We start from the raw sequence: 12,220 nt of genomic DNA, 5'->3' as shown, positions 1-12,220 counted from the left end.
CCTTGATGAGGGTGAAGGACTCAGAGGTCCCTCCTAGCCCGTAGGGTGCAGAAACGTGAGAGCTATCCGCCGGTTTACCGTCCGCACCGTCCTGCCCGCGGAGCTGGCCGCCCTCGGCGAGCTCGTCCAGAATCTCCGCTGGTCATGGCACCCGGAGACGATGGACCTCTTCGCGGAGGTCGACGCCGAGCTGTGGGAACAGGTCGGCCACGACCCCGTGGCCCTGCTCGGCGCCGTCACCCCGGCCCGGCTCACCGAGCTGGCCGCCGACCGCCGGTTCCTGCGCCGCCTCGCCGACGCGGCCGACGACCTGCGCGAATACATGACCTCTCCGCGCTGGTACCAGACGCTGCCCGACAGCGCCAGGGCCATCGCCTACTTCTCGCCCGAGTACGGCATCGCCGGCGCGCTGCCGCAATACTCCGGCGGCCTCGGCATCCTCGCGGGTGACCACCTGAAGGCGGCCAGCGACCTGGGCGTGCCCATCCTCGCGGTGGGCCTGCTCTACCGCCACGGCTACTTCACGCAGTCCCTGTCACCCGAGGGCTGGCAGCTGGAGCACTATCCGTCGCTCGACGCCGGCGGGCTGCCGCTCAGCCTGCTCAAGGAGCCCGACGGCACGCCCGTCAAGATCCGCCTGTCGCTGCCCGACGAGCGGGTCCTGCACGCCCAGGTGTGGGTGGCGCAGGTGGGCCGGGTGCCGCTGCTGCTGCTCGACTCCGACGTGGCCGAGAACGACAACGCGGCCAGAGACGTCACCGACCGCCTCTACGGCGGCGGCACCGACCACAGACTCATGCAGGAGCTGCTGCTCGGCGTGGGCGGCGTACGCGCGATCAGGGCCTACTGCCGCATCACCGGGCACGCCGACCCCGAGGTCTTCCACACCAACGAGGGCCACGCCGGCTTCCTCGGCCTCGAGCGCATCCGCGAGCTGACCGAGGCCCGCATGTCGTTCGACGAGGCGCTGGAGGCCGTACGCGCCGGCACCGTGTTCACCACCCACACGCCCGTGCCCGCCGGCATCGACCGCTTCCCGCGCGACATGATCGAGCGGCACTTCGGCGGCCCCAACTCCTGGCCGACCGTGCCGGTCGAGCGCATTCTCGCGCTGGGCGCCGAGGCCGACCCGAGCCGGTTCAACATGGCCGTGATGGGCATGCGGCTGGCCCAGAGGGTCAACGGGGTGTCCCAATTGCATGGAGAAGTCAGCCGGGAGATGTTCAAAGATCTCTGGCCCGGTTTTGACCTGGACGAGGTGCCGATCGGCTCGATCACCAACGGCGTCCACGCGCCCACCTGGGTCGGCCGCGAGTTCATGGAGCTGGCCGGACGCGAGCTGCCCACGCTGCTGGAGCGGGCCCGCGGGTGGGAGGGCATCCAGAAGATCTCCGACGCCGACATCTGGCACATCCGCGGCACGCTGCGCAAGCGGCTGGTCGAGGGGGCCCGCGTGCGCCTGCGCCGGTCGTGGCGCGAGCGCGGGGCCTCCGACGCCGAGCTGGGCTGGATCGACGACGCGCTCGACCCCGACGTGCTGACCATCGGGTTCGCGCGGCGGGTGCCGTCGTACAAGCGGCTCACCCTCATGCTGCGCGACCCCGAGCGGCTCACCGAGCTGCTGCTCGACCCCGACAAGCCGGTGCAGATCGTGATCGCCGGCAAGGCGCACCCGGCCGACGAGGGCGGGAAGAAGCTCATCCAGCAGATCGTCAAGTTCGCCGACCAGCAGCAGGTCCGCCACCGGATCGTGTTCCTGCCCGACTACGACATGGCGCTCGGGCAGCTCATGGTGCAGGGCTGCGACGTCTGGCTGAACAACCCGCTGCGCCCGCTGGAGGCGTCCGGCACGTCGGGCATGAAGTCCGCGCTCAACGGCGGACTGAACCTGTCCATCCGCGACGGCTGGTGGGACGAGTGGTACGACGGCACCAACGGCTGGGCCATCCCGACCGCCGACGGCGTGAGCAACTCCGACCGGCGCGACGAGCTGGAGGCCGCCGCCCTCTATGACCTGATCGAGCATGAGGTGTCCGACCGCTTCTACGACCGGGCGTTCGACGGCCTGCCGCGGCGCTGGATCGAGATGGTCAAGCACACCCTGGCCTCGCTCGGGCCGAAGGTGCTGGCCGGGCGCATGCTCCGCGACTACGTGCTGACCCTCTACAACCCGGCCGCCGCCTCCGCCCGCGGGTTGTCCGCCGAGTCCTACGCTCCCGCCAAGGCGTTCGCCGCCTGGCGGGTGCGGGTGGCCAGGGCCTGGCCCGGGGTGCGGGTCGAGCACGTCGAGGCGACCGGCGTCGGCGACACGCCTGAGGTGGGGGCCGCGATCGAGCTGCACGCCACGATCGCGCTCGGCGACCTCGACCCTGACGACGTCCAGGTGCAGGCCGCGTACGGGAAGGTCGGGCCGCACGACGAGCTGGTGCACCCGGCGTACGCGACGCTGTCGGTGCAGTCGGTGGACGACGACCGGCGCGCCCACTACACCGGGAAGGTGCCGCTCGACCGCACCGGCGCGTTCGGCTACACCGTGCGCGTCGTCCCGCACCACCCGCTGCTCGTCACCCCGGCCGAGCTGGGGCTCGTCACCGTTCCAGAAGAGCCGGCCGGCATGACCAACGGGACGTTGCGGTAGCACTGCGGGCCGGGGCCAGCAATGCGGTCAACGCGGCATAATCAGGGGGTGGACGACAACGGGAACGGCCTGCGCGCCGACACACTGGTGGCCACGGTTCGCGGTGTGCTGCCGTCGTTGACGCCTGCCGCCCAGACCGTCGCCCGCCTCATACTCGAAGACCCCGCGACGGTGGCCAGGAGCACCATCACCGAGCTCTCGGCCGCCTCGGGCACCAGCGAGGCCACGATCGTGCGCACCGCGCGGCTGCTCGGCTTCGCCGGATATCCGCAGCTCAGGCTGGCGTTAGCCGCGGCGGCCGCGCAGCCCGACCGGCTGGTGCCCGGTGATCTCGCCCCCGACGACCCGCTGTCGGAGGTCATCCACAAGGTGGCGCGGGCCGAGTCGGAGGCGATCAACGACACCGTCGCCCAGCTCACCTCCGAGCGGCTCGGCCTGGTGGTCGACGCCATCGTCGGCGCCCGCAGGATCGACGCCTACGGCGTCAGCGCCTCCGGCCTGGTCGCCGAGGACGTCGCCCAGAAGCTGATGCGCATCGGCCTGTCCTCCCACGCCTTCCAGGACGCCCATCTCGCGCTGACCAGCGCGGTGCTGCTGCGCGAAGGCGACGTCGCCATCGGCATCAGCACCTCGGGCGAGACCCCCGACGTGATCGAGCCGCTGACCCGCGCCAAGGAGGCGGGGGCCACCACGGTCGCCATCACCAACAACCCCCGCTCCTCGATCGCGGAGCTGGCCGAACACGTGCTGATCTCGGCCGGGCGCGAGACGGAGTTCCGTCCCGGCGCCCTGGCCAGCCGCATCAGCCAGCTCCTCGTCGTCGACTGCGTCTTCGTCGGCGTCGCCCAGCGCACGTTCGACTCCTCTCAGGAGGCGCTCGAGAGCACCAGGCGCGCCGTCACGGAGTTCACCCGGAGAACGTCACCCGCACGTCGTCAGCCTTGACGAACATCACGCGGTGGCCGAACTGGATCTGCAGATACTTCGTCCTGCCGCGCACGACCGTGTGGTCCTCCAGGTTGAAGGTGACCGCCCGGTAATACTCGGCCGGCGCAACGCCCGCGAGCGTGTACTTCTCGCCCGCCGAGAACGTGTACTGCAGCGGGGTCACCGCCTGGTACGGGATGCCCTCCGGGTACGCCTCCTCCTCGGGGTAGGCCCTGCCGTAGACCGGCACGGTCGCCTTGCCCGGCTTCGGCGTGACCAGCAGGCCCATCGACGGCACGGCGGTCGGGTTCGAGGCCGGGTTGTGGAACCACGCCTTCTGCCCGAGGTACCAGATGGCCGTCCAGTCGCCGCTGCGCTCGGCCACGGCGTAGCGCTGGCCGGTGCTGGCGCGGGCGCTGTGGTCGTAGACGCTGTAGAGGGACTCGCCGGTCGGGTGCTTGCCGATGTCCTTGACCAGCGGCGCGTCCTCGCGCGGCTCCGTGCGCAGCCACACGGTGTGGGCGGGCAGCGGCGGGCAGTCGGCCTCGGGGTTCTGGCGGTCACAGCCGTAGAAGTGCGGCTTGTTCGTCGCGAAGTCGGGTCTGATCATGACCGCGCCGGAGCGGGGGCCGCCCAGCCCGTGCAGCGGCGCGCCCATCAGCTTGAAGTAGTGCGCCCAGTCCCAGAACGGCCCCGGGTCCTCGTGCATGCCGCGCACGGTGGTCGGCAGGGTGCCGGGGACGTTGTCGTGGCCCAGGATGTGGGCCCGGTCGAGCGGCACGCCGTGGCGCAGCGCCAGGTAGCGGACCAGGCGGGCCGACGAGCGGTACATCGCCTCGGTGAACCAGGTGCCGCCCTCCGCCAGGAAGCCCTCGTGCTCGATGCCGATGGACTTGGCGTTGATGTACCAGTTGCCGGCCTGCCAGCCGACGTCCTTGGTCTTGATGTGCTGGGCGATGTGGCCGTCGGTGGAGCGGACGGAGTAGTGCCAGCTCGCGCCGTAGGCGGGGTCCTGGTTGAGGCGAATGGAGGGCAGGAAATATCCCTCCATGTCGTGAATGATGATGTAGTCGACTTTCTGGCTGGCCGGGCGGTTCGCCAGGTCGTAGTGGCCGTAGTCGTCGTTCGGGAGCTGCGCGTACGCGGCCGGGATCCACTCGCAGGAGATCGACGCCGGGCACTCGATGCCGTCGGGACGCACCGGCGGGCGCAGGCCGAGCTTCTCCAGCCACTTCTCGATCGCGTCGAGGCGCGGCACGGCGGGCAGCCGGACCCGGTGGCCGTCGTCGGTCGTCCGCTCGGCCCCCTCCTTGATGATCGAGAAGACCTCGTCGGCGAAGAACTTGGCCGCGCCCGACTCCTCGGCGCCCGAGTACTTCGCGACCGCGCCGTACCACTGGCCGGGATCGTCGCTCAGCGGCGCGCCGAGCGCCTTCTGGTACTCGGCCAGCAGTGCCGCGCCGCCGCGGATGTTGGCGGCGGCATCGGAACGCAGCCGCTCGCGGCTCTCGCCGGTCAGCTGCGCGGCCCGCTCCATGGTCCGCAGCGAGGCCGGCAGCTCGGCCGGCGCCGGGCGGGCCTCGGGGGCGGGCAGCGGACGGCCGTCGTCGCCGCGCGCGTCCTCCTCGCCCGCGTCGTGATGGTTGCCCGCGCTGAACGCGGCGGCGTCGGTGAGGTGCATCGGGCCGAAGCCGGCGTCGCTCGACGGCTGCCCGGCGTGGGCGTCCCAGCGGGACTCCAGGTAGGAGACACCCAGCAACACGCTCTCGGGGACGCCGAACTCCTCCGCGGCGGACGCGAACGCCTGCTGCCGGTCCGCCGGCGGCGCTGCCTGGGCGGGGCTCGCCGGGATTAACGGCAGCAGGGCGACGAGCGAGGTCGCCAGTAGTCTGCGCATGAACCACTCCTCGGGGCTGGGGGGCGCATAGTGCGATTCAGCGTCTCAACATTTTCCTTCTCAGGCGAGATCTTTGCGAAGATATTTTTCAGCTCTCAACGGCCGGTCCTGGAGGGGGTGCCGGCGGCCCTGAGGTGGGGTCGCCGTGCCAGGAGTGCCAGAGGGCCGCGTAGGCGCCGCCTGCCGCCACCAGCTCCTCGTGCGTGCCCAGCTCGGTGAGCCGGCCGTCACGCATGACCGCCACCCGGTCGGCGTCGCGGGCCGTCTGCAGCCGGTGCGCGATCGCGATCACCGTACGGCCCGCGAGCACGGCGGCCAGCGCGCGCTCGGTGTGCCGGGCCGTCCTCGGGTCGAGCAGGGCGGTGGCCTCGTCCAGGATCAGCGTGTGCGGGTCGGCCAGCACCACCCTGGCCAGCGCGAGCTGCTGCGCCTGCGCGCCGTCCGGGCGGTGACCACCGGGGCCGAGGTGCGTGTCGAGGTCCACCGCCCAGTCGGCGCCGACCGCGTCCAGTGCCGCGCGCAGATGGGCGTCGGTCGCGTCGGGGGCGGCGATGGCCAGGTTGTCGCGCACGGTGCCGAGGAACACGTGGTGCTCCTGGGTGACGAGCATGACGCGCTCGCGCAGCCGGTCAGGGTCGAGCCCGGCCACGGGGACGCCGCCCACCGTGACCTCGCCCGTACGCGGGGCGTCCATGCCAGCCAGCAGCCGGCCCAGCGTGGTCTTGCCCGCTCCTGAGGGGCCGACGATCGCGAGCCGCTCGCCCGGACGTACCCGCAGATCCACGCCGTGCAGGACGTCGGGCCCCGCGTCGTAGGCGTAGGACGCGCCGCGCACCTCGATCCGGTCGTCCACCGGCTCGGGGGCCGCACCCGCGGGCCCCCCGCGCGGCGCCTGGGCCAGGCCCTCCACCCGGGCGAACGACGCGCTGCTGCTCTGCAGCAGCTCCAGGTTCTCGAGGATCGTGTTCAGCGGCGCGGACAGCTGCCGCAGGTAGAGCGCCGCCGCGACCACCGTGCCCAGCGTCACCGCGCCCTGCGCCATGAGCACGCCGCCCAGCAGCAGCACGGCGGCCACCGGGATCGCGTACGAGACGTCCACCACCGGGAACAGCACACTGCGCAGGAACAACGTCCTGACCCGGGTGCGCCGGCACTCCTCGATGGCGCGGCGGCACGCCGACAGGCGGCGGTGCTCCAGCCGCAGCGCCGCCACCGTGCGGGCGCCGCTCGTGGTGGCCGCCAGCTCCTCGGCCAGCGCCGCGTTCGCCCTGCCCTCCGCCAGGTACGCCGTCACCGCCCTGCGCAGGTACCACCGCGTCGCGAACCAGATCCCGGCCAGCCCGGCCACCCCGCACGCGCCCAGCAGCGGGCTCAGCACGAACACGGCGGCCAGCACGAACGTGGCCTGCACGGCGGCGATCGCCATCGTGGGGCCCGCGTCGCGCAATGTCGCCCCGACCGCCGCCACGTCGGTGGTGCCCCTGGTGATCAGGTCGCCCGTGCCCGCCCGCTCGACCGTGGTGGCGGGCAGGGCGAGCGCGCGATCGGCGAACTCCTCGCGGATGCGGGCCAGCGTGCGCTCCCCGAACCGGTGGCCGGCCAGGCCCGCGTACCGTGACAGCACGATCTGGGCCAGCGCGCACACCAGGATGGCCAGCGCCAGCCGGTCCACCGTCGCGAGGCCCGCGCCGGCGCGCACCTCGTCCACGATCCGGCCGAGCAGCCACGGCGCGGCCAGCCCCGCAGCCGCGGCGAGCCCGTTGAGCGCCAGCACCCCGGCGAACGCCCGCCCGTCCATCCGAACGAGCCGCACCCACGCCCGCCGCACCTGGGCGGACCGGGCCACCGGCAAGCGATCCACCGCCTCTGCCGCCTCGCCGCCTCGCGCCGCCGCGATCACGATCGGCCTCCTGTCCCGGCCCCGATGGGGTCGCTGTCGAGGTCGCCGGGGGATTCGTCCCCTTCGCCGTTCCCGTCGGGTTCGCCGCGCGAGACGAGGGCGCGGTAGCCGGGGGAGTCGCGGAGCAGGGTGCGGTGGTCGCCGGAGGCCGCGACCGTGCCGTCGACCAGGTAGTAGACGGTGTCGGCGTGCTCCAGGACGAGCGGCGAGGTGGTGGTGACGGCGGTCGTGCGGCCCGCACGTACGGCACGCAGGCGCGCGGCGACCACGGCCTCGGTGTGGGCGTCCAGGGCAGAGGTGGGCTCGGCGGCCAGGAGCACGTCGGGGGCGGCGAGCAGGGCGCGGGCCAGCCGGACCCGCTGGCGCTGCCCGCCGGACAGGTTGCGGCCCTGGGCGGTGACGGGCGCGTCCAGGCCGTACCTGGCGACGTCCTCGGCCCCGGCGGCGTGCAGGGCGAGCTCCAGCTCCGCGTCCGAGGGGTCGGCACGACCGGCCACGACCTCACGCAGCGTGCCCGCGAACAGGTCCGCCTCGTTGTCGGCCACCAGGACGCGCTCCCGCACCCACGCGGGGTCGAGGTCACGCAGACTCACCCCGTCCCAGGTAGCGGCCGGTTCGGCGAACCCGCCCAGCCGGTCGAGCACCGCCGCCCCCTCCGCGGCCCGCGCGCCGGCCAGCGCCGTCAGCCGCCCCGGCGCCAGCTCCACCCCGGACACGCCGTCCCGCAGCACGCCATAGGTCGGCGCGGGCGGTTCGGCGCCCGGCGTCCCGAGGTCCTCGGGTTCGAGCGACAGGAACCGTACGGTCCTGCGAGCCGCCACCAGACCCCTGCTGATGTCGTAACCGCCCTCCACGAAGAACGTCACCGGCACCACCAGCACGGCGGCGTACCCGTACACCGCGACCAGCTCCCCCGCCGTGATGTCGCCCTGCACCGCCATCCTGGCCGCCAGCCACGTCACCGCCCCCAGGAAGAGCGTGGGCAGCCCGACCCCCAGCGCGTGGATCCAGCTCGTCACCGCCCCCACCCGGTAGCCGCGCTCGCGCAGCTCCTGGGAGCCGCGCCGGTAGCGGGCGGCGTAGACGTCCTTGCCGCCGATGCCGTTCAGCACCCGCAGCCCGCCCACGATGTCGGCGAACCGGGCGGCCAGCTCGCCCTGCCCGGCCCGGTACGCGGTCTCCGCCCCGCGCAGCCGTCCGAGCAGCGGCCCCAGCAGCACGACGAGCAGCGGCACGCCCAGCAGCACCACGGCGGCCAGCACCGGCGAGACCGCCAGCAGCAGCACGGCCACGACGATGTAGGCCAGCACTGCGCCGACGCCCGGCCCGGTGACGGTGAGCGTGGCGGACATCATGGCCGCGTCCCCGAACCCGATCGTGACCACCTCACCGGCCGTCACCTTGCGCGGCAGCGCCGCACCCAGCCGGGCCGCCTGCAGGGCCACCACGTGGGCGGTGCGGAAGGCGGCGTCCATGCGTACGCGCGTCATCGTCCTGTGCCGCATGATGGCCAGCCAGGCGTTCAGCACGCCGGTGCCGAGCACCGCCGCCACCCAGCCGGTCAGCACGGCCAGGTCCCCCGTGGCGAGCCCGTCGTCGATGGCGCGGGAGAGCAGGTACGGCGGCAGCGTCAGGCACACCATCCACGCCGTCCCTAAGCACGCCCCCAGCGACACCCGCCCAGGCTGCCGGACGACCAGCCACCACAGGTAGCGAGCCGCACCGCGACGGTCGGGCGTTCCCGGGTCGGCAAGGGGATCAGCCATGCCAAGCACCTTAGAACCCGCCCCCGCCGGCTTGCGCGGGCGGGTCAGGGGACGAGGACGACCTTGCCCGTGGTACGGCGGGACTCCATGGCGGCGTGGGCTTCGGCGGCCTGCTCCAGGGGGAACGTCTGGACGGCAGGCACGAGTGTCCCGTCGGCCGCCGCGGCGAGGGCCTTGGCCTCGTACGCGGGTCGCGTCTCCGGGTGCTCCAGCAGGAGCAGCAGCGCCTTGGTCGCGGTCTGGCCCCGGGCGGCGAGGGTGTCGTCGTCGGGCCAGAAGTCCTGCTGGGAGGCGCTGCCGATGGTGAGGAACCGGCCACCGTCGGCCAGCAGCCCGAACGCGGCCCGCGCCTTGTCGCCGCCCACCCCGTCGAGCACCGCCGTGACCTTGCGGCCCCCGAGGTGCCCGGCGACCTCCTCGTCCCAGGAGGGCAGGTCGTAGTCCACGGCGAGGTCGGCCCCCAGCTCGCGGACGGCCGCCACCTTGGCGGGGCCGCCCGCCGCGCCGATCACGGTGGCGCCGAGGCGGCGGGCGTACTGGATGACCAGCCGCCCGATCCCGCCGGCCGCCGACGTCACCAGCACCACGTCGCCCGGCGTCAGCGCGGCGACGTCCAGGTAGTGCAGGGTGGTGCCGCCGGTGACGATCATGGCGACGGCCGTCACGTGGTCGAGGCCCTCGGGCATCGGGTGCAGGGTCGTCACGTCGGCCACGGCCAGCTCGGCGTACCCGCCGGGCCGCCCGCCCGACGTCACCACGTCACGGCCGATCCAGGACGGATCGACGCCGGGCCCCACGGCGTCCACCCGGCCCGCGACCTCTCCTCCCATGATCGCCGGCAGCTCGGGCAGCGGCGGCGTGAAGCCTGCGGTCGGCCCCGACCGCAGGACGGCCTCGATGAAGTGCACCCCGGCCGCCTTGACGGCGACGCGCACCTGCCCGGGGCCGGGCTCGGGGTCGGGGACTTCCTCGTAGCGAAGGTTCTCGGCGGGACCGAAGGCGTGCAGAACGACGGCGTGCATGACGTGCTCCAAGAAAGACGAACAGCTTCGTCCTCCGAGCCTGCAACCCCAAGCCCACTTGAGGTCAAACCCCGCATCCCAGACCCCCGCACGCCGACCGGCGCGGTCAGGGGACGAGCCGGAGCGACGGGCGGCGGTCGGGGAGGCCGATGAGCTCGCGGACGCGGGCGATCGGCCAGGCCAGCTCCTGGGCCAGCGCCGCCGCGCTCAGCGAGCCCTCGCGGCAGGCCAGCTCGAACGCCTCGGCCAGCAGCACCGGCTGCTCGCCCGGGTAGCCGGACACGGGCTCGTTGGTGAAGCCCGGCTGGCCGCGCAGGGCGTTGAGCCGCTGGTAGGCGCGGCCGGCCGCCGAGTCGGACAGCAGCCCGGTCTCGCGGCACCGGTAGAGCAGCGAGTCGACCGACACCCCCCACGTCAGCCGCAGCTCGGCCAGCTTGCGCAGGTCGGCGCGGGAGGGCAGGCGGGGCAGGATGCTCTCGCGCGGCGTCAGGAACTCGGCGGCGAAGGCGTCGGCCTCGCGTTCCTGCTGGGAGTCGCCCGCCGCGGTGTCGCCATGAAGCACCAGGTGGCCCAGCTCGTGGGCGGCGGTGAAGCGGTGGCGGTAGATGTCGTCGAAGCGGTTGGGCGTCAGCACCACGATGGGCCTGGGCAGGCTGGAGGTGGAGAAGGCGTCGACGGTGACGGCGTCGGGGTCGTGGCGGGGGAAGGCGACGACGATGCCGTGGGACTCCATGCGGCGTACGAGGTGGCTGATCGGGCCCGTGCCGAGCCCCCAGTGGGCCCGCAGCGCGCGGGCGGCGCCGGCCGGGTCGCGCGGCAGCGCGGAGTGCATCTCGCCGCCCGCGAACCCCGGCAGGTCGACGGCGGGCAGCTGGACGCGTTTCTCCAGCGCGTACGTCAGCTCCCACACCTGCTCGACGAAGGCCACGGCCTTGGCCCGCTGGTAGGCCCGGGTGGAGCGCAGGCTGCGGAAGTGGGCCATGGACCCGTCGAGCTTGCCGTGGGGCCGCCCGGACAGGAAGAACGCCGCCGGCACCGACAGCACCTCGGCCAGCAGCGGGATCAGGTCGGGCCGCGGCCGGGTGACGCCCGCTTCGTACTGCCCCACGGCGGCGGGCGAGACGCCGAGCCGCTCGGCGACCTCCTTCTTGGTGAGCGCGGCCAGATGACGGGCCTGCGTGAGCCGCGTCGCGTCGAACGCGTCCGCCACCGCCTGTGGCGTCGGCCCGGGGGTGCCGGGGTCACGCACCGCCGGCGGCTTCCGGCCAGAGAGGGATGGGGGCGGGGCCGGCCGAGCGCGGGTTGAGCTCGGGGGAGGGGAGCGCGCCCTGGTCGAACGCCGCCGCGGTGTCGCCCTGGGCGAGCGCGGCGGCCTCCTGGGTGAGCGGGATCTCCTCGCAGTGGTGCCAGCGCAGGCTGCCGAGGCGGTCGAGCAGCTCGGCCTCGCCCCACCAGGCGTCGAGCAGCCCGGCGTGGGCGTTGGCCGCGTACGCGATCAGCACCAGGCGGGTGTCGTCGGGCAGGTCGCCGAGAGCCTCGGCCACCGGCACCGCGTGCGGGGCGACGTCGTGCAGCGCGAGCTGCCGCATGCGCGGCTCCGGCCCGAACCGGTTGAACAGCGCCTGCACCAGCGCCGACGGCCGCCCGTCGCCGATGCGGGCGCTCATGACGCTGCCCGAACGGTCTTTGGCGTAGCGGAACGGGAACAGCAGCGTGCCGTCGAGCACCACCAGCTCGTGCTGGGAGCCGCCTGGCTTGACGATGCGCACGTCACCGAGGTCCTGGAACGCCTCGGCCAGCGCCTCGAACTTGCGCGACATGAGTGTGAACCCGAACGGGTGCAGATGATCGGTGCGCGCGACCTCCTGGGCCTCGCGCGCGTTGTCGGCGGCCACCGACAACGCCTCGGCGACGCACTCCCTGACCAGGGACGCCCGCTGCCCGAACATGTCGTGAGCCCACTGCGACATCCGCACGCCCGACCTCCCGCCGCTTTACTTTCCAACATCATAGACCCGCTGCGGCTTCACCTTGCCCCGCGCCACGCCGGTGCTCGCGGTGTGTCACGAT

8 protein-coding genes are annotated in these 12,220 nt (G+C 73.4%); 2 read left to right on the top strand and 6 right to left on the bottom strand.

The window, feature by feature from the left end; translation table 11 throughout:
• Window positions 1–55 precede the first annotated feature (55 nt).
• Window positions 56–2,638 carry an alpha-glucan family phosphorylase gene (glgP, locus tag ACFFR3_RS49075; RefSeq protein WP_364376580.1) on the top strand — a complete coding sequence of 861 codons (2,583 nt, stop codon included), beginning with the start codon at window positions 56–58 and terminating at the stop codon, window positions 2,636–2,638.
• Between the two features lie 48 nt (window positions 2,639–2,686).
• Entirely contained in the window at window positions 2,687–3,583 is an 897-nt protein-coding gene (locus ACFFR3_RS49070) for a MurR/RpiR family transcriptional regulator (RefSeq protein WP_355414562.1), read from the top strand.
• On the opposite strand, the gene ACFFR3_RS49065 is transcribed toward ACFFR3_RS49070, so the two are convergent.
• The 6 genes from ACFFR3_RS49065 to ACFFR3_RS49040 all read right to left on the bottom strand — a co-directional run bounded on the left by ACFFR3_RS49065 (window position 3,546) and on the right by ACFFR3_RS49040 (window position 12,120).
• Window positions 3,546–5,462, bottom strand: a complete 1,917-nt coding sequence (locus ACFFR3_RS49065) for an N-acetylmuramoyl-L-alanine amidase (RefSeq protein ID WP_364376577.1) — start codon at window positions 5,460–5,462, stop codon at window positions 3,546–3,548. The two genes, ACFFR3_RS49070 and ACFFR3_RS49065, sit on opposite strands and share 38 nt — an antisense overlap.
• Window positions 5,463–5,550: 88 nt before the next feature.
• Window positions 5,551–7,362: an ABC transporter ATP-binding protein gene (locus ACFFR3_RS49060; RefSeq protein WP_379485449.1), complete on the bottom strand. Its 1,812-nt coding sequence runs from the start codon at window positions 7,360–7,362 to the stop codon at window positions 5,551–5,553.
• On the bottom strand, window positions 7,359–9,128 hold the full coding sequence (locus ACFFR3_RS49055) for an ABC transporter transmembrane domain-containing protein (RefSeq protein ID WP_379485448.1): 1,770 nt from the start codon (window positions 9,126–9,128) through the stop codon (window positions 7,359–7,361). The genes ACFFR3_RS49060 and ACFFR3_RS49055 overlap by 4 nt, the downstream gene beginning before the upstream one ends.
• A gap of 44 nt (window positions 9,129–9,172) precedes the next feature.
• Complete coding sequence (locus ACFFR3_RS49050; RefSeq protein ID WP_379485447.1) at window positions 9,173–10,150, bottom strand: zinc-binding dehydrogenase; 978 nt, start codon at window positions 10,148–10,150, stop codon at window positions 9,173–9,175.
• A gap of 106 nt (window positions 10,151–10,256) precedes the next feature.
• Window positions 10,257–11,399, bottom strand: coding sequence for a helix-turn-helix domain-containing protein (locus ACFFR3_RS49045; RefSeq protein WP_364376565.1), 1,143 nt, complete (start codon window positions 11,397–11,399; stop codon window positions 10,257–10,259).
• Window positions 11,392–12,120, bottom strand: coding sequence for a hypothetical protein (locus tag ACFFR3_RS49040; RefSeq protein ID WP_379485446.1), 729 nt, complete (start codon window positions 12,118–12,120; stop codon window positions 11,392–11,394). The genes ACFFR3_RS49045 and ACFFR3_RS49040 overlap by 8 nt, the downstream gene beginning before the upstream one ends.
• Window positions 12,121–12,220 lie beyond the last annotated feature (100 nt).

Source organism: Nonomuraea salmonea, from assembly GCF_042428605.1.
Lineage (GTDB): Bacteria > Actinomycetota > Actinomycetes > Streptosporangiales > Streptosporangiaceae > Nonomuraea > Nonomuraea salmonea.
This window is presented reverse-complemented; position numbering and strand designations above follow the sequence as displayed.

Bases quoted from the DNA above. Each gene is read 5' to 3' on its own strand.
- ACFFR3_RS49050 (WP_379485447.1), bottom strand. From the start codon at position 10,150: ATGCACGCCGTCGTTCTGCACGCCTTCGGTCCCGCCGAGAACCTTCGC.
- ACFFR3_RS49065 (WP_364376577.1), bottom strand. From the start codon at position 5,462: ATGCGCAGACTACTGGCGACCTCGCTCGTCGCCCTGCTGCCGTTAATC.
- ACFFR3_RS49040 (WP_379485446.1), bottom strand. From the start codon at position 12,120: ATGTCGCAGTGGGCTCACGACATGTTCGGGCAGCGGGCGTCCCTGGTC.
- ACFFR3_RS49055 (WP_379485448.1), bottom strand. From the start codon at position 9,128: ATGGCTGATCCCCTTGCCGACCCGGGAACGCCCGACCGTCGCGGTGCG.